Below are 21167 nucleotides of genomic sequence, written 5' to 3' on the forward strand. Positions count from 1 at the left end.
GCTGTGGTAACGGTCTTCCTCGGCCGGCGGCGGGGCTCAGGCCGCTGTGGTCAAGGTGTCCGCCGGGCGGCGGTGGGTCGCCCGCGTGGCGGGGAGGGCGGAGGCCGCCATCGCTCCCAGGACCGCTGTCGCCACCACCACGAGCAGGGCGGGCACGGACGGGGCCTGGGCGATGCCCGCGCCGATCCCGCTCGACCGCCCCTGTGCGTCGATCAGCCCGCCGCCCAGCAGTACGCCCAGCGCCGTACCGGCCAGCGCGGCGGCCAGCGCCGTCAAGGCGGCGGACGTCACGATCATCGACGTGACCTGGCGCGGGGTCAGCCCCATCGCCTTCAGCGCGAGCAGATCCCGCTCACGCTCGCGCACGCCCGCACCGATCATGGTCAGCAGCTCCGTCAGGCCGATCAGCGCCAGCACCGCGATCAGGCCGACGACCACCCCCCGTGCGGGACTCAGCCCGTCGCCCGGCCCGGTCGCCCGGGCGGCATCCAGGCGGCCGCCCAGAGCGAGCGACAGCTGTTCGCCCACCGCCGCCGTGTCCGCGTCCGGGCGCAACCGCAACTGGTAGAAGGCGGGTTCCAGCGAGGGGTCGCGCTCCCGGAGCGTGTCGAGGTCCGTGGTGACCACCCGGCCGGCGTTCTCCGGCTCGATGGACCGGCCCACGATGTGCAGGATCTGTGGCCGGCCGCCGACCGTCATCCGCACCCAGTCACCGACCCCGATGTCGAGGTGGTCGAGCAGCCCCTGGCCCGCGACCGCCTCGTCCGGACCCTGCGGCGCCCGCCCCTCGACGGGAGCGAAGGGGTACGGGTCCGCCCGCGTACCGAGACCGCGCAGGGCTATCGTGCCCGTCTGGCCCGGAACCAGCGCGGCGACCTCCACGCCCGGGTGCACCGCGGCGATGCCCGGCTCCGCGTCCAGGACGGTCCGTACCTCGCGGTCCTTCAGACCGTCCGCCGCGCGAGCCGTCAGTTCCCCCGCCGCACCGTTGCCTCCCGCCCTGCCCTGGAAGCTGTCCAACGTGGACCAGGCGCTCAGCGCGACCGTGACCAGCAGGACCGGCAGCGCCAGCCGGACGACCGAGGCCAGCGAACGGGCCCGGTGACCGAACGCGTTGTGCCAGGCCAGTACGGCGGCGGGCGGGACGTTCAGCCGCAGCGCGCGCCGGGCCACGCCCGGCAGCCCGCCGCCCACCGGCCCGGCACCCCGCAGCGCCGGTACGGGCGGCACGCGCCCCGCCCGCCACGCGGCGAGGCCGGTCGCGGCGCCGATGAACAGGAGAGTGGCGGCGGGGAGGGCCAGGAGCACCGCGGTGTGGCCGGGGAGGTCCCGCCACACGCCGACCGCTTCGCCGATCCGGCCCGGAGTCCGGGCGCCCAGTGCCTCCACGAGCGCCGTCCCGAGGACGACACCGGACAGGGCGAAGGCGAGGTGCTGGACCAGGAAGATGCGTACCACCTGCCCGGGAGTGAAGCCGATCGCCTTCAGGACGGCGATGTCCCGCAGGTGGCCGCGCACCCGGGTGCTGATCGCGCCGGTCACCGCCAGCGCGGCGGCCAGCAGTGCGCCGAGGCCGAAGACGCCCAGGAGCAGGCCGAGCAGCCGGCTGTCGCTCTGCGCCTCGGCCCGTGCCTGGTGCCAGTTGGAGACCTCCGTGACCTCGTCGGCGCCGAGCGCGGTGACCGCCCGCTGCACGGCGAAGTCCGTGTCGTCCGGATGGTCGAGCCGTACGCCGACGACCTGCCCGGTGCGCTCGTCCGGCGCGTCCGTGAGCGCCGGTTCGCCGGGCAGCACCCAGCCGGTCCCCGGCCGGTCGCCCGGCCGGTACGGCGACTCCGCGCTGTCCGCGACACCGACCACGGTGAGGCGGCGTACGGACGCCCCGTCGGCAGCCGGCAGCGAAAGGGTGTCCCCGGGCCCGGCCCACAGGGCGCGGGCCACGCTGCTCTCCAGGACGATGCCGCCCGCCGTGCCCGGGTCGAGCCAGCGCCCCGAAGCGACCAGGGGGCGGCCCGTCTCCGGGCGGTCCGGGGCGGCGCCGCGCAGCTCGACAGCGGCCTCGGCGCCCTGCGACCGCACGGTCGTACGTGCGGTGCGATACGGACCGGAGAGCGCGTCGACACCGTCGAGTCGGGCCAGCCGCGCCACGTCGGCGGACGGGCTGGTGTGGATCCACACGTGGGCGCCGCGCGACTCGTTGAACACGCGCTGCCAGGGGTTGGCGGCGTAACTGAGGAGCGCGCCCGCCAGGAGCAGCGAGACGATGATCCCGGCGGTCGCGAGAACGATGAAAAGCGCCTCGCCGCGGTGCGTGCGCAGATCGGCGTGTGCCCAGCGCAAGGTGGCCCGCACCGTCGTCAGTCCTTCAGTTCCAGGACGCTCGAAACGCCCCGGCCGCCGGTCCCGGCGCCGAGTGCCGCGTCGTCGGCGATGCGTCCGTCGAAGAAGCTGACGACGCGGTCCGCCGTGCTGGCGAGCCGGTGGTCGTGGGTGACCAGCAGGATGGCCTGACCGCGCTGGTGGAAGCGCGACAGCAGCCGCATCACCTCGCGCGTGCCCTTGCTGTCCAGGCTGCCGGTCGGCTCGTCGGCCAGCAGCAGACCGGGGTGGTTGACCAGGGCGCGGGCCAGGGCCACGCGCTGCTGCTCGCCGCCGGACAGCTCGCCCGGCATGCTGCGCTCCTTGCCTTCGAGGCCCAGCTCGGCGAGGAGGTTCGCGCGCTCGGTACGGGCCTGGCGCGCGCTGCTGCCGGCGAGCAGGGCCGGAAGCTCGATGTTGTCCGCGACGGTCAGGTTGGAGACGAGGTTGAAGAACTGGAAGACCACGCCGATACGACGCCGGCGCAGCACGGCCCAGCGCGCCTCGCTGTGCCCGTCGACGCGCACGCCGTCCAGCCAGATGCTGCCGCTGTCCGGCCGCTGGAGACCGCCGAGCAGATGCAGCAGCGTCGACTTCCCGGCGCCCGACGGGCCGGTAACCGCGACGAACTCGCCCGGGCGGATCGTGAGGTCCACGCCGCGCACCGCATGGGCCGGGGCGCCTTCACCGTGATGCGACTTGACGAGCCCCTCGGCGCGCAGGACCGCAGCGGGAGCAGCGGGAACGGGAGGGGAAACAGGAGCGGGAGCGGGACGGGACGCCGGAACGGCATGTGCTTCGTCGCTCATTCCAGCTCCTCCTGACAGCGTTCCAGCCAGTCGAGGTCGGCTTGCAGATGCAGCATCGCGCCCTCGATCAGCAGCTGGGAGATCCGGTTGTCCCGGTCCTCGGTCGCGGCGAGTTTCGACAGATCCCGCAGGGTGTTGAGGTACTGACGCCGCTGTTTGTTGATGAGAGTGATCTGGTCGGCCATGCCGGACGCCGGTGCGAGGGCGAGCTTCATGAAGAACTCGTCCCGTACGCGGGGCTCGTCGGTCGGGTCCTCGAACCAGACATGCAGCGCTTCCCGCCCGGCGTCGGTCAGCCGGTAGATCTTCTTGTTGGGCCGGTTCGACTGGGCGATCTCCTCGCCCTCGATCAGGCCCGACTTCTCCAGCCGGCCGAGCGTGACATAGATCTGGCCGACGTTCGGCTGAGGGTACGCGGCACCCAGCAGTTGCTCAAGCCCCTGCTTGAGCTCGTATCCGTGGGCGGGCCCGCGGGCGAGGAGGGCGAGAAGGGGCAGGCGCACGCGTGCTCTCCTCCTCCCCGCTCCGTACGTCTTCGCGTACCTGCTCGTCGCGGCCGGACCCGACCGCCGTCGGAGTGTGGCCCGTATCGCCCTGGTGTTGATGGTCGGGCTCTAGTATCGCCCATGCCTAACGGGTATACATGGCCCCTGACGCCACTCAAGGACGAATGACGCCGGTCAAGGAGCGAACCTATGCGGTGGATACGAGCCGCCGGTAGGGGGCTCCTCGTCGTCGCCGTGATCATGGCCGGTTACGCGGGTGGTGGCGCGCGAGCCGGAGGGCCGCCGGACGGCCGGGACGGGCGCGGTCCCATGACGCTGGCCACGGCGGGTGATCTGACCGGTTATCTGGGGCCGTTGCTGGACGGCTGGAACCGTACACATCCGGACGAAAAGGTCACCCTCGTCGAGCTGCCGGACGCGGCCGACGAGACCCGTGCGCAGATGATCACCGAACTGCGCGCCGGCCGTGGCCGGTTCGACGTGCTCAACATCGACGTGGCCTGGACCACGGAGTTCGCGGCCGCCGGGTGGATCGCCCCGGTCGAGCGCGGACGCTTCCCGCTGGACGCCTTCCTGCCTCCGGTGGTGGACACCGCCACTTTCGACGGGCAGCTGTACGCCGTCCCTTATGTCACCAATGCCGGGTTGCTCTACTACCGCAAGGACCTCCTCCGGCGTGCGGGCGAGCAGCCGCCGCGCACATGGGCGGACCTGGAGCGGCAGGCCCGGACGATCGCCCCGAAGTACGGAATCGACGGGTACGCCGGACAGTTCCTGCCGTACGAGGGGCTCGCCGTCAATGTCACCGAGGCGGTGCATTCGGCGGGCGGGTCGTTCCTCCGGGACGAGGGCGAGCGCGTCACCGTGGACTCCGCCGCCGCCCGCGCCGGTCTGGGCTTCCTGGCGCGGGGCGTGCGGGACGGCTGGATTCCGCAAGAGGCGCTGCGCTTCAAGGAAGAGGAGTCGCGGCAGGCTTTCCAGGACGGCCGGCTGCTCTTTCTGCGCAATTGGCCGTACGTGCACTCCGCGGCCGGCGGCAAGGACTCCGGCGTCGCCGGGAGGTTCGGCGTGACGCCGCTGCCGGGGCCCGACGGTCCGGGCGCGAGTGTGCTGGGCGGCTCCAATCTCGCGGTCAACGCCCACTCACGGCACCAGCGGTCGGCCACCGACCTGATGGCCTACCTGACCAGCGAACCCGTGCAGCGCAAGGTGCTCACCGAAGGGTCGCTGCCGCCGGTGCGGGCCGCCCTGTACGACGATCCGCGACTGGTGCGCGCGTACCCGTACCTGCCGACCCTGCGCAGGAGCGTGCTGGCCGCCGAGCCCCGGCCCAAGAGCCCGCGCTACGACCAGGTGAGCCTGGCGGTGCAGGCGGTGGCCCATGACGTGCTGGCGCTGCGCCAGAGCCCGGAGCAGGCCGTCGAACGGCTGGCCCGGGAGCTTCGGGCCGTGGCCCGCAGGGGCTGAAGCTCTCTCCACTCGGCGTCTCTAGTTACGTGTTAGGTATCTGAGGCGTATCGATTATCGGGACATACATACGTAACTCCGGGCAGCTTTCTGTCTCATCGTTGACACCCTCTCGTCATGCCTACTTAACATGCATGCATAACGGGGGGCCTGCTCTGGGTGCTCCCGCACGCACAAGTAGGAACAGGTCCACGGGTGATGCTCACTGCCCCGGCCGACAACGGCCTCCCCCTTCGCCTCGCGCCCCACTGGTGGCGCGACGCGGTGATCTACCAGGTGTACGTCCGCAGCTTCCTGGACAGCACCGGCGACGGCATCGGCGACCTGGCCGGCGTACGGGCGGGGCTGCCGTACCTCAAGAAGCTCGGGGTCGACGGCATCTGGCTGAGCCCGTTCTACCCCTCGCCGCAGCACGACCACGGCTACGACGTCGCCGACTACTGCGACGTCGACCCCGTCTTCGGCGACCTGGACGAGTTCGACCTGCTGATCACGGCGGCCCGGCGGCTCGGCGTCAAGGTGCTGCTCGACATCGTCCCCAACCACTGCTCCAGCGAGCACGCCTGGTTCCGCGAGGCACTGGCCGCCGCACCCGGCAGCCCGGCCCGCGCCCGCTTCCACTTCGCCGACGGCCGGGGTCCGGGCGGCGAGGAGCCGCCCAACAACTGGCGGGCGATGTTCGGCGGCCCGGCCTGGTCGCGCGTCGTCGAGGAGGACGGCACGCCCGGCCAGTGGTACCTCCACATGTTCACCCCCGAGCAGCCCGACCTGAACTGGCGCAACCCGGAGGTCGGCGCCCACTTCGACCACGTCCTGCGCTTCTGGCTGGACCGGGGCGTCGACGGCTTCCGCATCGACGTCGCGGCGGGACTCTTCAAGCACCCCGACCTCCCCGACTCCCCGGACCCCGAGGCCGACGAGCGGACCCGCGACTCCGTCAACCCGCTCGCCTGGAACCAGCCCGAGGTGCACGACGTGTGGCGCCACTGGCGGGCGGTCTGCGAGGAGTACGCCGCCGTGGACGGCCGGGACCGGCTGCTGGTGGGGGAGGTCTCCGTACCCACCCCCCGGGAGCACGCCCAGTACGTACGCCCCGACGAGCTGCACCAGGCGTTCTTCTTCGACCTGCTCGGCGCCCCCTGGGACGCCGACGCCTTCCAGAAGATCATCTCCGGGGCCATGCAGGACATCGCGGGCACCGGCTCCACCGTCACCTGGGTCCTCAACAACCACGACCAGGTACGCACCGTCACCCGCTACGGCGAGTCCGGTACCGGGGGCAGCGGCCTCGGCTCCGCGCGCGCCAGGGCGGCCGCGCTGCTGATGATGGCGCTGCCCGGATCGGCGTACATCTACCAGGGCGAGGAACTGGGCCTGCCCGAGGTCGTCGACCTGCCGGACGACGTCCTCACCGACCCCATATTCCGCCGCACGGGCAGCCGCAAGCGCATCCGTGACGGCTGCCGGGTCCCGCTCCCGTGGTCCGGACACGCCTCACCGTTCGGCTTCAGCTCCGGTGCGGAAGGCGCCAGGCCGTGGCTGCCGCAGCCCGAGTGGTTCGCCGAGCACGCCACCGACCGGGCACTGGCCGACACCCGCTCGTTCTGGCACCTGTACCGCGACGGACTGCAACTGCGGCGCGGACTGCCGCAGTTCGGCGAAGGCGGCCTGCGCTGGCTGGAGAGCCCGCCCGAGGTGCTCGCCTTCGTCCGGGGCGACGGACTGGTGTGCGCCGTCAACTTCGGCACCGGCCCCGTCCCCGCCCCGGTCGCCGGAACCCCGCTGCTGGCCAGCGGCCCCTGCCTCAACGGTGTGCTGCCCGGATCCACCGCCGCCTGGTGGATCAGCGACAGTGCCACCGTGTGACCCCTCGTCCCCCTCCACCCCTTCGGAAGGAACAGCCATGATGAGACTGCAACGACGGACCGTGGCCGCCTGCTCCTCGGCGCTCGCCCTCGCTCTCGGCGCGACCGCCTGCGGCGGCGGTGACGTCGCCCCCGCCGGCAGCGGCGGCAAGAACCTCGACGGCAGCAAGGTGGCCGTCGCCGGTGTCTGGTCCGGCACCGAACAGAAGAACTTCCGCAAGGTGCTCGACGCCTTCTCCGAGAAGACCGGCGCCAAGGTCGAGTTCATCTCCACCGGCGACAACGTCTCCACCGTCATCGGCAGCAAGATCGAGGGCGGCAACGCCCCCGACGTGGTGATGGTCCCTCAGGTCGGCGTGCTCAAGCAGTTCGCCCAGAAGGGCTGGCTCCAGCCGCTCGGCAAGAAGACCGAACAGACGGTCACCGACAACTTCGCCCCGGTCTGGAAGAACTACGGAACCGTCGACGGCACCTTCTACGGCCTCTACTTCAAGGCCGCCCACAAGTCGACGGTCTGGTACAGCCCGGACGCCCTCGACCAGGCGGGCGTGAAGCCGCCGAAGACGTACGCCGAGCTGCTGAAGAGCTCCGCCACGGTCGCCGACTCCGGACTGCCCGCCTTCGCGGTGGCCGGAGAGGACGGCTGGACGCTCACCGACTGGTTCGAGAACATCTACCTCTCCCAGGCGGGACCCGAGAAGTACGACGCACTCGCCGCCCACAAGCTGCCGTGGACCGACCCCAGCGTCGTACGGGCGCTCACCACCCTGGGCGAGCTGTTCGCCGGCAAGGACCTCCTCGCGGGCGGCCGGCCGGGCGCGCTGAGCACCGACTTCCCCAGCTCCGTCGGCCAGGTCTTCGGCGACGACCCCGAGGCCGCGATGGTCTTCGAGGGCGACTTCGTCGGCTCCATAGCGAAGGAGGAGTACGGCAGGAAGATCGGGGAGGACGCCACCTTCTTCCCCTTCCCTGCGGTCGACGGCGGCAAGGCGCCCGTGGTCAGCGGCGGGGACGCCGCGGTGGTGCTGAAGGACGGCCGCAACCGCAAGGCCGCCATGGCGCTCATGGACTTCCTCGCCACCCCCGAGGCGGCCGAGGTCTGGGCTGCCGAGGGCGGCTTCCTCTCGCCCAACAAGAAGACCGACCCGTCCGCCTACGGCGACGACACCGCGCGCGAGATCGCCGAGTCGCTCGTCGAAGCAGGTGACACCGTCCGCTTCGACATGTCCGACCAGGCTCCGGCGGCCTTCGGCGGCACCAAGGGCATGGGCGAGTGGAAGATCCTCCAGGACTTCCTGCGCGACCCCGCCGACCCGAAGGACACCGCGGCAGCGCTCGAAGCCGCGGCGGCCAAGGCCTTCAAGAAGAACTGAGGGCGACCGCGATGACCGCCCTCACCACCCCCGCGCCGGGCCGGGCCGGCCCGGCCCCGGCCGGCCCGCCGCCCACCGCTCCCCGGCGCAGCGCCACCCGCCGCCGCTGGTTCGTGGCCGTGGTGTTCGCCCTGCCCGCCCTGCTGCTGCTCGGCGTACTGGTCGTCTACCCGATGCTGTTCTCCGTAGGGCGCAGCTTCTTCGACGCCACGGGCACCCGCTTCGTCGGCGGCGACAACTACACCGAGATGTTCCGCGACCCGGCGACGCTCAAGGCCATCCGCAACAGCACCCTCTGGGTGGTCGTCGCGCCCACCCTGCTGACCGGCCTCGGCCTGATCCTCGCCGTACTCACCGAGAAGGTCCGCTGGGCGACCGCCTTCAAGCTGCTGCTCTTCCTGCCGATGGCGGTCTCCTTCCTCGCCGCGGGCATCATCTTCCGGCTCGCGTACGAGGAGGACCCCGACCGGGGCGTCCTCAACGCGGTGGCCGTCGGCGTCCACGACACGTTCCAGGACTCCTCGTCCTATCCCACCGCCCGCGCCCGCGACGGGCAAGGACTCGCGAAGGCCGGTGACGGATCGTTCCGTACGACCGGTGAGAGCCGTCCCGGGCACACCGTCGCCCTCGGACTCGTCGGCGTACGGCCCGGCGAACTGCCCGCGGGCGCCGCACCCGCTCTGGGCGCGGCGGGCGCCGAAGCCGGCCCGGACGAGCTGCGCGGTGTCGTCTGGCTCGACTTCACCCCCGGCGGGGGCGGCGAACAGGGCAAGGTCGACGCGAAGGAGAGCGGCCTGCCGCACATGGAGGTCGAGGCGGTACGGGACGGCAAGGTGGCCGCGCGGGCCACCACCGCGGCCGACGGCTCGTTCCGCTTCGCCGGCCTGGCCGCCGGTTCGTACGGACTCCGGCTGCCCGCAGAGAACTTCGCCCCGCCGTACGAGGGCATCTCCTGGCTCGGCCCCGCACTGGTCACGCCCGCCGTCATCGGCGCGTACCTGTGGATCTGGACCGGCTTCGCGATGGTGCTCATCGGCGCCGGGCTCTCCGCACTGCCCCGGGAGACCCTGGAGGCGGCCCGGATGGACGGCGCGAACGAGTGGCAGATCTTCCGCCGGATCACGGTGCCGCTGCTCGCCCCCGTGCTGACCGTGGTCTTCGTGACCCTCGTGATCAATGTGATGAAGGTCTTCGACCTCGTCTACATCATCGCGCCCGGCCCGGTGCAGGAGGAGGCCACCGTACTGGCCACCCAGATGTGGCTGGTGTCCTTCGGCGGCGGCCAGGACCAGGGTCTCGGCAGCGCGCTCGGCGTGCTGCTGCTGGTGCTCGTCGTGCCCGCCATGCTCTTCAACGTCCGCCGCTTCCGCAGGAGTCAGTCATGACCGTCATCACTGACAAGCGGCCCCGGACCTGGCCCGCGCGGCTGACCCGCAGGCTGAGCAGCGGAGTCGTCCAGGCGGTGCTCGTCGTCACAGGGCTGATCTGGATCACACCGCTGGCCGGTCTCTTCCTGTCCTCGCTGCGCACCGAGCGGGACAACGCGGGCAGCGGCTGGTGGACCGCACTGGCCGAGCCGGGGCAGCTCTCGCTCGACAACTACAGCACGCTGCTGGCCGATACGGGCATCACGCAGGCGTTCTGGAACACCGTGCTCATCTCGGTGCCCGCCACCACACTGGTCGTCGTACTGTCCGCGCTGGCCGCGTACGCCTTCGCCTGGCTGGAGTTCCCGGGCCGGGACGCGCTCTTCCTCGTGGTGGTGGCCCTGCTCGTGGTGCCGGTCCAGGTCGGACTGCTGCCGGTGGCCAAGCTGTTCGGGCAGCTCGGACTCTTCGGCACCATCCCGGGCGTCGTGCTCTTCCACGTCGCGTACGGGCTGCCCTTCGCCATCTTCCTGCTGCGCAACTACTTCGCCGAGATCCCGCGCGAGATGCTGGAGGCGGCGCGGATGGACGGCGGCAGCGAATGGCGGATCTTCGCCCAGCTGGTGCTGCCGGTGGGCCGGCCGGCGATCGCCAGCCTGGCCATCTTCCAGTTCCTGTGGGTGTGGAACGACATGCTGGTCGCGCTGCTCTTCGCGGACAGCGCCTCGCAGCCGCTCACCGTGGCACTCCAGTCGCAGATACGCCAGTTCGGCAGCAACATCGACGTACTGGCGCCCGGCGCGTTCCTCTCCCTGGTCGTGCCGGTGGCCGTGTTCTTCGCCTTCCAGCGCCACTTCGTGCAGGGCGTCATGGCGGGCTCGGTGAAGTAGCCGCCGTACATGACGAGGGCCCGGCCGCCGTCAGGCGGGCCGGGCCCTCGTCATGTCTTCGCCGGGTCCCCGTCAGGGGGACGCCGGCGGATACAGATCGCGCGGCAGCCGGGACGCCGCCGCGTCGTCCAGCAGCCACAGCGTGCGGCGACGGCCGTACGCCCCCGCCGCCGGGGCCTGGATCTCCCCGGCGCCCGACAGCGCGACGGCCGCGGCCCTCGCCTTGTCCTCGCCCGCCGCCAGCAGCCACACCTCGCGCGCCGCGCGGATCGCGGGCAGCGTCAGGGTGACCCGGGTGGGCGGGGGCTTGGGGGCGCCGTGGACGCCCACCACCATGCGCTCCGTCTCACGGACCGCCGGCAGCTCCGGGAACAGGGAGGCGACATGGGTGTCGGGACCCACACCCAGCATCAGCACGTCGAACGTCGGTACCGGGCCGTGGTCCTCCGCCCCCGGGCCGGACCTCGCGGCCGAGGCCAGCTCGGCGGCGTACCCGGCCGCCGCAGCGTCCGCGTCGTCGCCGTACGGACCGTCCGAGGCCGGCATCGCGTGCACCCGGGAGGGGTCCAGCGGCACCGCGTCCAGCAGCGCCTCGCGCGCCTGGGTGACGTTGCGCTCCGGGTCCCCCTCGGGGAGGAAGCGCTCGTCGCCCCACCACAGGTCCAGCCGGGACCAGTCGATCGCGTCCCGCGCCGGGGACGAGGCCAGCGCGGCCAGCAGACCGTTGCCGTTGCGGCCACCGGTCAGTACGACCGACGCCGAGCCGCGCGTGGCCTGCGCGTCCACGACCTTGGTGATCAGCCGGGCCGCGGCGGCCTGTGCCATCAGCTCCTTGTCGTGGTGGACGACAAGCTGAGGTGCTCTCACTTCGACGCCGCCTTCTTGGCGGCCGAAGAGGCAGCGGACTTCTTCGCGGCGGCGGGCCTGTCCGCCTCCGGCTTGGCCTTCTCCGCGCTTTTCTCCGCGCCGCTCTGCTCACTGAGCCGCTCGACCCCGAACCTCAGCGCCGACGCGTAGGTGTCGTCCGGGTCCAGCCTGCGCAGCTCCTCGGCGATCAGCTCCGCGGTGTCCCGCCTCTTGAGCGCCACCGCGCGGTCCGGCTGCCCCTCGATGGACAGGGACGCCAGCGAACCGTCCGCCCGGCCGAGCTTGATCGGCCCGCAGTTGGTCTCCATCAGCACGCCCGTCAGGCCCGGACCGGAGGACACGGAACGCTTCACCGGTACGCTCAGCCGGTCCGCCAGCCACATGCCGAGCAGCTCCACGCTCGGGTTGAACTCCTCGCCCTCCACCTCGACCGAGGTGACTTCGCACTCCACCTGGTCCAGGGCGGCCGCGAGCATCGAGCGCCACGGCGTGATGCGCGTCCACGACAGGTCGGTGTCCCCGGGCGTGTACGCGTCGGCACGCGCCGACAGCTCCTCGACCGGGTGCTCGGCGGCGTAGGTGTCCGTGACCCGGCGCTGCGCGAGCGCGCCGAGCGGGTCGTTCGCCGGGTCGAGCGGCGCGTTGGCCGCCCACCACACCACCACGGGTGCGTCGGGCAGCAGCAGCGGAAGCACCACCGACTGGGCGTGGTCGATGACCTCGCCGTACAGCCGCAGGACGACCGTCTCGCCGGTGCCCGCCGCCGTACCCACCCGCACCTCGGCGTCGAGGCGCGCCTTGGCACGGTCGCGCGGCGAGCGCGAGACCCGCTTGATGACCACGAGGGTGCGCGAGGGGTGCTCGCGGGACGCCTCGTTCGCCGCCTTGAGCGCGTCGTACGCGTTCTCCTCGTCGGTGACGATGACCAGCGTCAGGACCATGCCGACGGCCGGCGTGCCGATGGCGCGGCGGCCCTGCACCAGAGCCTTGTTGATCTTGCTGGACGTGGTGTCCGTCAGGTCGATTTTCATGGCCGACGCCAGCTCCGTCCGTCTCGTGCGAGCATTTCGTCCGCCTCGACCGGGCCCCAGGTACCGGCCTGGTACTGCGCGGGCTTGCCGTGCTTGTCCCAGAACTCCTCGATCGGGTCGAGGATCCGCCAGGACTGTTCGACCTCCTCCAGACGCGGGAAGAGGTTGGCGTCGCCGAGCAGGACGTCCAGGATCAGGCGCTCGTACGCCTCCGGGCTGGACTCGGTGAAGGACTCGCCGTACGCGAAGTCCATCGACACGTCCCGCACCTCCATCGCGGTCCCCGGCACCTTCGAGCCGAACCGGACCGTGACGCCCTCGTCCGGCTGGACCCGGATGACCAGGGCGTTCTGCCCCAGCTCCTCGGTGGCCGTGTGGTCGAAGGGGGAGTGCGGGGCGCGCTGGAAGACGACCGCGATCTCGGTGACGCGGCGGCCGAGGCGCTTGCCCGTACGGAGGTAGAAGGGGACGCCCGCCCAGCGGCGGTTGTCGATCTCCAGTTTGATGGCCGCGTAGGTGTCGGTCTTCGACTTGGGGTCGATGCCGTCTTCCTGGAGGTAGCCGACGGCCTTCTGGCCGCCCTGCCAGCCCGCCGCGTACTGCCCGCGCACGGTCTCCGCGCCCAGGTCCTTGGGAAGCTTGACCGCGCCCAGCACCTTGGTCTTCTCGGCGACCAGCGCGTCGGCCTCGAAGGAGGCCGGCTCCTCCATGGCGGTCAGGGCGAGCAGCTGGAGGAGGTGGTTCTGGATGACGTCGCGGGCGGCGCCGATGCCGTCGTAGTAGCCGGCGCGGCCGCCGATGCCGATGTCCTCGGCCATGGTGATCTGTACGTGGTCGACGTACGACCGGTTCCAGAGCGGCTCGAACATCTGGTTGGCGAACCGCAGCGCCATGATGTTCTGGACCGTCTCCTTGCCCAGGTAGTGGTCGATCCGGAAGACCTCGTTGGCCGGGAAGACCTCGTGGACGATCCGGTTCAGCTCCTGCGCGGAGGCCAGGTCGTGCCCGAAGGGCTTCTCGATGACGGCCCGGCGCCAGGAGCCCTCCTTCTGGTCGGCGAGCCCGTGCTTCTTGAGCTGCTGGACGACCGCGGGGAAGAACTTCGGCGGCACGGACAGGTAGAAGGCGAAGTTGCCGCCGGTGCCCTGCGCCTTGTCGAGCTCCGCGATCGTCGACTTCAGCGTCTCGAACGCGTTGTCGTCGTCGAAGTCGCCCTGGACGAACCGCATGCCCTGGATGAGCTGCTGCCAGACCTCCTCGCGGAAGGGCGTACGGGCGTGCTCCTTGACGGCGTCGTGGACGACCTGCGCGAAGTCCTCGTTCTCCCAGTCGCGACGGGCGAAGCCGATGAGCGAGAAGCCCGGCGGCAGCAGGCCGCGGTTGGCCAGGTCGTAGACGGCAGGCATCAACTTTTTACGTGACAAATCGCCCGTGACGCCAAAGATGACCAGGCCCGACGGCCCCGCGATACGCGGGAGCCGTCGGTCCTGTGCGTCACGCAGCGGATTGCTGCTGGACAATTTTTAGCCCTCCGAAGGGGCGAGGCGCTTGAGCTCCGCCTCGGTCGACTTGAGCAGGTCGTTCCAGGACGCCTCGAACTTGTCGACGCCCTCGTCCTCGAGGAGCTGCACCACGTCGTTGTACGAGATGCCGAGCTTCTCGACGGCGTCGAGCTCGGCGCGCGCCTGCTCGTACGTACCGGCGATCGTGTTGCCCGTGATCCGGCCGTGGTCGGCGGTCGCTTCCAGCGTCGCCTCGGGCATGGTGTTCACCGTGCCGGGGGCGACGAGGTCCTCGACGTACAGGGTGTCCTTGTACGACGGGTCCTTGACGCCGGTCGAGGCCCACAGCGGACGCTGCTTGTTGGCGTTGGCCTTGTCCAGTGCGGCCCAGCGGTCGCTGCTGAACACCTCTTCGTACGCCTGGTACGCGAGCCGGGCGTTGGCCAGCGCGGCCTTGCCCTTGAGGGCCTTGGCCTCGTCCGTGCCGATGCCGTCCAGACGCTTGTCGATCTCGCTGTCCACACGGGACACGAAGAACGACGCCACCGAGTGGATCTTCGAAAGGTCCAGGCCCGCGGCCTTCGCCTTCTCCAGACCGGCCAGGTAGGCGTCCATGACCTCGCGGTAGCGCTCCAGCGAGAAGATCAGCGTCACGTTGACGCTGATGCCCAGACCGATGGTCTCGGTGATCGCCGGGATGCCCGCCCTGGTGGCCGGGATCTTGATGAGGGTGTTCGGACGGTCCACCAGCCAGGCGAGCTGGCGGGCCTCGGCCGTCGTCGCCCTGGTGTTGTGCGCCAGCCGGGGGTCGACCTCGATCGACACCCGGCCGTCCTGGCCACCGGTCGCGTCGAAGACCGGCCGCAGGATGTCGGCGGCGTCCCTCACGTCAGCCGTCGTGATCATGCGGATGGCCTCTTCGACGGTGACCTCACGGGCGGCCAGGTCGCCGAGCTGCTGGTCGTAACCGTGGCCCTCGGAGATCGCCTTCTGGAAGATCGAAGGGTTGGTCGTGACGCCCACGACGTGCTGCTGGTCGATCAGCTCGGCGAGGTTGCCGGACGTGATCCGCTGGCGCGAAAGGTCGTCAAGCCAGATCGCGACGCCTTCGTCGGAGAGGCGCTTGAGTGCGTCTGTCATGAGAGTTGCATCTCCTACTTGTCGTATATACCGGCGTCAGCGCGCTGCGGCAGCCAGGGATTCCCGGGCCGCAGCCGTGACCGCGTCCGCGGTGAAACCGAACTCCCGGAAGAGCACCTTGGCGTCCGCGGAAGCTCCGAAGTGCTCCAGCGAGACGATGCGGCCGGCCTCACCGACGTACCGGTACCAGGTCAGGGCAATGCCCGCCTCGACCGCGACACGGGCCTTGACGGACGGCGGCAGCACGCTGTCGCGGTACCCCTGGTCCTGCTCCTCGAACCACTCGATCGAGGGCATCGACACCACACGGGTCGGAATACCGGCCGCCTGGAGCTGCTCGCGCGCCTCGACGGCGAGCTGGACCTCGGAACCGGTGCCGATCAGCACGACCTGCGGCTGACCGCCCTCGGCCTCGGCGAGCACGTATCCGCCACGCGCGGCGTCCTCGTTGGCCTCGTACGTCGGCACACCCTGGCGGGTCAGCGCCAGACCGTGCGGAGCGTCGTTGCGGCGGAGGATCTCGCGCCAGGCGATCGCCGTTTCGTTGGCGTCGGCCGGGCGGACCATGTTCAGGCCGGGAATGGCGCGCAGCGCGGCCATGTGCTCGACCGGCTGGTGCGTCGGGCCGTCCTCGCCCAGACCGATGGAGTCGTGCGTCCAGACGTACGTCACGGGCAGCTTCATCAGCGCGGCGAGGCGGACGGCGGGGCGCATGTAGTCGGAGAACACCAGGAAGGTGCCGCCGTAGATGCGGGTGTTGCCGTGCAGCGCGATGCCGTTCATCGTCGAGCCCATGGCGTGCTCGCGGATGCCGAAGTGGACCGTACGGCCGTACGGGTCCGCCTCGGGCAGCGGGTTGCCGACGGGCAGGAACGACGACGTCTTGTCGATCGTCGTGTTGTTCGAGCCGGCCAGGTCGGCGGAGCCGCCCCACAGCTCGGGGATGACCGCGCCGAGCGCCTGAAGGACCTTGCCGGACGCGGCACGCGTCGCGACGGCCTTGCCGGGCTCGAAGAGGGGGAGCGACTTCTCCCAGCCCTCGGGCAGCTTGCCCGCGGCGATGCGGTCGAACGTGGCGGCGCGCTCGGCGTTGGCGTTGCGCCACTCCTGGAACTGCTTGTCCCAGGCGGCGTGCGCCTCACGGCCGCGCTCGGCCGCCTTGCGGACGTGCGCGAAGACGTCGTCGTCGACCTGGAAGTGCTGCTCGGGGTCGAAGCCCAGCACGCGCTTGGTGGCCGCGATCTCGTCCTCGCCCAGCGCCGAGCCGTGCGAGGCCTCGGTGCCCTGCGCGTTCGGGGCGGGCCAGGCGATGATCGTGCGCGCCGCGATGATCGACGGGCGCTCGGTCTCGTCCTGCGCCGCCTTCAGCGCCGCGTACAGCGCCTTGACGTCGAAGTCGCCGTTGGCGTTCTGCTCGACGCGCTGCACGTGCCAGCCGTACGCCTCGTACCGCTTCAGCACGTCCTCGGAGAAGGCGGTCTCGGTGTCGCCCTCGATCGAGATGTGGTTGTCGTCGTACAGGGCGACGATGCTGCCGAGCTTCTGGTGGCCCGCGAGCGAGGACGCCTCGGCCGAGATGCCCTCCTCCAGGTCGCCGTCGGAGACGATCGCCCAGATGGTGTGGTCGAACGGGGAGGCGCCCTCGGCGGCCTCCGGGTCGAACAGACCGCGCTCGTAGCGGGCGGCCATCGCCATGCCCACGGCGTTGGCGATGCCCTGGCCCAGCGGGCCGGTCGTCGTCTCCACACCGGTCGTGTGCCCGTACTCGGGGTGACCCGGTGTCAGGCTGCCCCAGGTGCGGAACGCCTTCAGGTCGTCCAGCTCCAGGCCGTAGCCGGCCATGTAGAGCTGGATGTAGAGCGTCAGGCTGGAGTGACCGGGAGAGAGGACGAATCGGTCGCGGCCGGTCCAGTTCGCGTCACTGGGGTCGTGGCGCATCAGCTTCTGGAACAGCACATACGCGGCCGGGGCGAGGCTCATGGCCGTACCAGGGTGGCCGTTGCCGACCTTCTGTACGGAATCCATGGCCAGGACGCGGACGGTATCGACAGCCCGCTGGTCCAATTCGGTCCACTCGAGATCTGTGGTGGTCGGCTTGGTGCTCACCCTGAGTCAGGGCTCCTCTCCACATGTCGAATCCCGGCGACTGGTAGCGCACCGGGCGTAGTCGAGCCTACCCCCGCGAGAACACGCCTCTTTTCGAGTCCAGGGCTTGGACGGCCTCGGGCAAAAACGGACACAGCCCAGCGTGCGGGCGGGTGGGAGACTTCGCCTCCCGGTGTTCACGTCCTGTTGTACGGACCCCGTCCCGGCGCTGCTCAACACGACCCCACCCCGGCGGAGATCGACGTCTGGGCAACGTCTAGAGTGGCGTGGTACGCGCAAGTCTTTACCGGGCCTTCACGCCCGGAGCTTGCTGGATTTCTCTGTCAGGGGTGTGCGTGACGGCCGTCGAGTCCCGACCCGCAGGGGTCGCCTTGACTCACAGCCCGGGGGGCCATCGGCCGTTCGGAGCCCGGGTCAAAGCGTTCGTGGCACTGACCAAGCCTCGGATCATCGAACTGCTGCTGATCACCACCGTCCCGGTGATGTTCCTGGCCGAGCAGGGCGTTCCCGACCTGTGGCTGGTCCTGGTGACCTGCCTCGGCGGCTACCTGTCGGCCGGCGGTGCCAACGCGCTGAACATGTACATCGACCGCGACATCGACGCGCTGATGGACCGCACGTCGCAGCGGCCGCTCGTGACCGGCATGGTCAGCCCCGCCGAATGCCTCGTCTTCGGCATCAGCCTGGCCGTGATCTCCACCCTGTGGTTCGGGCTGCTCGTCAACTGGCTGTCCGCCGCGCTCTCGCTCGGAGCGCTCCTCTTCTACGTCGTCGTCTACACGATGATCCTCAAGCGGCGCACCGCGCAGAACATCGTCTGGGGCGGCATCGCGGGCTGCCTGCCGGTCCTCATCGGCTGGTCCGCCGTCACGAACTCGATTTCCTGGGCCGCCGTCATCCTCTTCATGGTCATCTTCTTCTGGACGCCGCCGCACTACTGGCCGCTGTCGATGAAGGTGAAGGAGGACTACGCGCGGGTGGGCGTTCCCATGCTCCCCGTCATCGCCACCAACACGGTCGTGGCCCGCCAGATCGTCGCCTACAGCTGGGTGATGGTCGCCGTCTCGCTGCTGCTGACCCCGCTGGGCTACACCGGCTGGTTCTACACGACGGTCGCCGTCGTGGCCGGTGGCTGGTGGCTCAAGGAGGCGCACGGGCTCCAGGCCCGCGCGAAGGCCGGCGTGACCGGTGCCAAGCTCAAGGAAATGCGGCTGTTCCACTGGTCGATCACCTACGTCTCGCTGCTCTTCGTCGCCGTCGCGGTGGACCCCTTCCTTCGGTAGTGACCAGCGCCGCGCGGACTGCTGTAGACCCCCGATCTACCCGTCGGTAGCATCGGGGTCATGGCAGACACCAAGCAGGCAGAGCGCAAGGCGGCGAAGCTCGCCAAGGAGATCACCGCCTTCGCCAAGCGGCACGGCGGCGCCGAGGGACAGCTCGCGTACCTCGGCCAGATGGGCACCCGCATCGTGCTCGTCGGTGAGGACGGCGGCTGGGGCGACCTCGTCGCCCCGACCCACGCCGTCGCGCAGAACGCGGCCGAGAAGGCCGGGATCACCCTCCACGAGTCCTTCGACGGCGAGTTCGCCGCCAAGGTGCGCACGGGGCCGTACGAGTGGAGCCGGATGGCCGGCATTCAGGTCGGCGGCCCGTCCAACGGCCCGGCCGACACGCCCACGCCGAGCGCTCAGCCGTCCGCCTAGCAACACCTGACGCGGGGGTCACCCGTTAGAACCTGTGGAAGTACGTCCACCACAGGAGCCCCGGATGATCGAAACGCCTTCCCTGGTGGATCAGTACTGCCATGGAGTGCTCCGTACGGAGCTGGGTCTCGGCACCTTCGAGACCTACCTCGGCCGGACCCCCGCGCTGCCCGCACCCGGCACCACGTTCTTCGACACCCAGACGGGTTTCGCCGTACGCCGCTGGTGCCCGCCGCTGCTCGGCCTCGAACCGCACTGCCCGCCCGCCCACTACCTCGCGCGGCGCAGGGAGCTGGGCGTGGTGGAAACCGGCAGACGGCTGCTCAGAGGCAGCGGTATCTCCACCTATCTGGTGGACACCGGGCTGCCGGGCGACCTCACGGGGCCCGGTGAGATCGCGGCGGCCGGCGCCGCCGAGGCCCGCGAGATCGTGCGCCTGGAACTCCTCGCGGAACAGGTCGCCGACACCTCCGGCACCGTCGACGGCTTCCTCGCCAACCTCGCCGAGGCCGTGCACAGCGCGGCACGGTCCGCCGTGGCCTTCACCTCCGTGGCAGGCGTACGGCACGGACTCGCCCTCGCGCCGCATCCGCCGGGGCCAGGCGAGGTGCGGGGCGCGGTGGGGCGCTGGCTGGCCGGGCGCCGGGCCGGCGGCACACTCACCGATCCCGTGGTGCTGCGTCATCTGCTGTGGATCGCCGTCGCCTCCGGGCTGCCGCTGCAACTCCAGGCGGGAACGGCCGGCCCCGGCCTGCGGATCGACCGTACCGATCCGATGCTGCTCACCGACTTCGCCGCCGCGACCGCGGGCCTCGGCACCGACCTGGTGCTGCTGCACGGCTATCCGTACCACCGGCACGCCGCGCACCTCGCGAGCGTCTTCCCGCACGTGTACGCCGACCTCGGCCCCGCACTCGCGCACACCGGGGCGCGGGCGGCTGCCGTACTCGCCGAGATCCTTGAGCTGGCGCCCTTCGGCAAGCTGCTCTTCTCCAGCGGCGCCCGCGGACTGCCCGAGCTGCACGTGGTGGGAGCACGGCTGTTCCGCGAGGCGCTGAGCAGGGTGCTCGGCGGGTGGGTCGGCGACGGTGCCTGGTCGCGGGTGGACGCCGAACGGGTCGCCGGGCTGATCGCGGCGGGCAACGCCCGCCGCGTCTACGGACTGGTGGACGGCTCCTCAGACGGTGGCGGACACCGCTGAGCCGGACTGGACGGGCACCGGGGCCGGGGCTTCGAGCGGGCGCTCGCGCAGGCTCAGGGCCAGGCGCACGACCGCGATCCACATCAGGGCCGAACCGAGCATGTGGGCGCCGACCAGGATCTCGGGGACCCCGGTGAAGAACTGGACGTAACCGATGCCGCCCTGCGCGAGCAGGACGATCAGCAGGTCGCGGGCGCGCGCCCGGGTGTCGTCCGGGGCGTCCACCACGCGCAGCACCAGCCACATGGCGACGGCCAGCGCGCAGACGACCCAGGCGGCCGCGGCGTGCAGGTGGGCCGCGTCGGCCCAGTCCCACGGCATGCGCGGTACGTCGCTGCTGTCGCCGGCGTGCTTGCCGGAGCCGGTCACCGTCGTACCGAGGGTGATCAGCAGGCCCGAGGTGACGAGGAGGGCCCAGGACAGCTTCCGTACGGGGCGTGGGACGCGCGGGCGGGGCGCGGTGTCGCCCTCGCGGGTGCGCTGCCAGGTGATCACGGCCACCGTGAGCAGGGCGTTCGCCAGGAGGAAGTGACCGGCGACGGTCCAGGGGTTCAGCCCCGCCCAGACCGTGATGCCGCCGAGGACGGCGTTGCCCATCACGACCCAGAACTGGACCCAGCCGAGGCGGGTGAGACCGCGCCGCCACGGCTTCGTGGAGCGCGCCGCGATGATCGCCCAGCCGACCGCCGCCGACAGGACGTACGTCAGCAGGCGGTTGCCGAACTCGATCGCGCCGTGGAGGCCCTGCTCGGGCGTCGCGAAGAGGCTGTCGTCGGTGCACTTGGGCCAGGTGTCGCAGCCGAGGCCGGAGCTGGTCAGGCGTACCGCACCACCGGTGACGATGATGAGGACGCTCATCACGACGGCGGAGAGCGCGGCGCGCCGGAGCGTACGGGGGGTGGGCGTCCAGCGCCGCGCGATGAGGGCGAGGGGGGTCAACACGGGAACCATCGTAGGACGGGGCTTGTGCAGGAATTCACGA

At 71.0% G+C, this 21167-nt stretch carries 16 protein-coding genes and 1 pseudogene; 8 read left to right on the forward strand and 9 right to left on the reverse strand.

Annotation, left to right across the window (positions count from 1 at the left end):
* Positions 1-36: 36 nt before the first annotated feature.
* The 3 genes and pseudogenes from AS594_RS26090 to AS594_RS26100 all read right to left on the reverse strand — a co-directional run bounded on the left by AS594_RS26090 (position 37) and on the right by AS594_RS26100 (position 3670).
* Entirely contained in the window at positions 37-2352 is a 2316-nt protein-coding gene (locus tag AS594_RS26090) for an ABC transporter permease (RefSeq protein ID WP_069929297.1), read from the reverse strand.
* A 5-nt stretch (positions 2353-2357) separates the two neighbouring features.
* Positions 2358-3008 (reverse strand): annotated as a pseudogene (locus AS594_RS26095) (ABC transporter ATP-binding protein); the annotation flags it as partial.
* 155 nt (positions 3009-3163) lie between these two features.
* Complete coding sequence (locus tag AS594_RS26100) at positions 3164-3670, reverse strand: PadR family transcriptional regulator (RefSeq protein WP_069929299.1); 507 nt, start codon at positions 3668-3670, stop codon at positions 3164-3166.
* 192 nt (positions 3671-3862) lie between these two features.
* On the opposite strand from AS594_RS26100, the gene AS594_RS26105 reads away from it, so the two are divergent.
* The 5 genes from AS594_RS26105 (at position 3863) to AS594_RS26125 (ending at position 10635) form a co-directional block, all read left to right on the forward strand.
* The gene (locus tag AS594_RS26105; protein WP_069929300.1) at positions 3863-5140 is read left to right on the forward strand and encodes an ABC transporter substrate-binding protein; all 1278 of its coding nucleotides are present in this window, start codon (positions 3863-3865) and stop codon (positions 5138-5140) included.
* Positions 5141-5338: 198 nt separating this feature from the next.
* On the forward strand, positions 5339-7006 hold the full coding sequence (locus tag AS594_RS26110; protein WP_069930794.1) for a glycoside hydrolase family 13 protein: 1668 nt from the start codon (positions 5339-5341) through the stop codon (positions 7004-7006).
* A gap of 40 nt (positions 7007-7046) precedes the next feature.
* Positions 7047-8378, forward strand: coding sequence for an ABC transporter substrate-binding protein (locus tag AS594_RS26115; protein ID WP_420877841.1), 1332 nt, complete (start codon positions 7047-7049; stop codon positions 8376-8378).
* 11 nt (positions 8379-8389) lie between these two features.
* The gene (locus tag AS594_RS26120; RefSeq protein WP_069929302.1) at positions 8390-9763 is read left to right on the forward strand and encodes an ABC transporter permease subunit; all 1374 of its coding nucleotides are present in this window, start codon (positions 8390-8392) and stop codon (positions 9761-9763) included.
* A complete protein-coding gene (locus AS594_RS26125; protein ID WP_069929303.1) occupies positions 9760-10635 on the forward strand; it encodes a carbohydrate ABC transporter permease in 876 nt (291 codons plus the stop codon). Before AS594_RS26120 ends, AS594_RS26125 begins: the two co-directional genes overlap by 4 nt.
* A 72-nt stretch (positions 10636-10707) precedes the next feature.
* On the opposite strand, the gene pgl is transcribed toward AS594_RS26125, so the two are convergent.
* Genes pgl through tkt form a run of 5 tightly spaced genes read right to left on the reverse strand, consistent with a single transcriptional unit; the run spans position 10708 to position 17281 of the window.
* Positions 10708-11502 carry a 6-phosphogluconolactonase gene (gene pgl / locus AS594_RS26130; RefSeq protein ID WP_069929304.1) on the reverse strand — a complete coding sequence of 265 codons (795 nt, stop codon included), beginning with the start codon at positions 11500-11502 and terminating at the stop codon, positions 10708-10710.
* Entirely contained in the window at positions 11499-12533 is a 1035-nt protein-coding gene (gene opcA / locus AS594_RS26135) for a glucose-6-phosphate dehydrogenase assembly protein OpcA (protein ID WP_069929305.1), read from the reverse strand. Before opcA ends, pgl begins: the two co-directional genes overlap by 4 nt.
* Complete coding sequence (gene zwf / locus AS594_RS26140; protein WP_069929306.1) at positions 12530-14053, reverse strand: glucose-6-phosphate dehydrogenase; 1524 nt, start codon at positions 14051-14053, stop codon at positions 12530-12532. The genes opcA and zwf overlap by 4 nt, the downstream gene beginning before the upstream one ends.
* Before the next feature lie 3 nt (positions 14054-14056).
* Positions 14057-15175: a transaldolase gene (gene tal, locus AS594_RS26145; RefSeq protein ID WP_069929307.1), complete on the reverse strand. Its 1119-nt coding sequence runs from the start codon at positions 15173-15175 to the stop codon at positions 14057-14059.
* Positions 15176-15211: 36 nt separating this feature from the next.
* The gene (gene tkt, locus AS594_RS26150; protein WP_069929308.1) at positions 15212-17281 is read right to left on the reverse strand and encodes a transketolase; all 2070 of its coding nucleotides are present in this window, start codon (positions 17279-17281) and stop codon (positions 15212-15214) included.
* Between the two features lie 329 nt (positions 17282-17610).
* On the opposite strand from tkt, the gene AS594_RS26155 reads away from it, so the two are divergent.
* The 3 genes from AS594_RS26155 to AS594_RS26165 all read left to right on the forward strand — a co-directional run bounded on the left by AS594_RS26155 (position 17611) and on the right by AS594_RS26165 (position 20185).
* A complete protein-coding gene (locus tag AS594_RS26155) occupies positions 17611-18564 on the forward strand; it encodes a heme o synthase (protein WP_079144399.1) in 954 nt (317 codons plus the stop codon).
* A gap of 60 nt (positions 18565-18624) precedes the next feature.
* The gene (locus tag AS594_RS26160) at positions 18625-18984 is read left to right on the forward strand and encodes a hypothetical protein (protein WP_069929309.1); all 360 of its coding nucleotides are present in this window, start codon (positions 18625-18627) and stop codon (positions 18982-18984) included.
* 64 nt (positions 18985-19048) lie between these two features.
* Positions 19049-20185 carry an amidohydrolase family protein gene (locus AS594_RS26165; protein WP_069929310.1) on the forward strand — a complete coding sequence of 379 codons (1137 nt, stop codon included), beginning with the start codon at positions 19049-19051 and terminating at the stop codon, positions 20183-20185.
* On the opposite strand, the gene AS594_RS26170 is transcribed toward AS594_RS26165, so the two are convergent.
* Positions 20162-21136, reverse strand: a complete 975-nt coding sequence (locus AS594_RS26170; RefSeq protein WP_069929311.1) for a COX15/CtaA family protein — start codon at positions 21134-21136, stop codon at positions 20162-20164. The two genes, AS594_RS26165 and AS594_RS26170, sit on opposite strands and share 24 nt — an antisense overlap.
* Positions 21137-21167 lie beyond the last annotated feature (31 nt).

The organism is Streptomyces agglomeratus (assembly GCF_001746415.1).
Lineage (GTDB): Bacteria > Actinomycetota > Actinomycetes > Streptomycetales > Streptomycetaceae > Streptomyces > Streptomyces agglomeratus.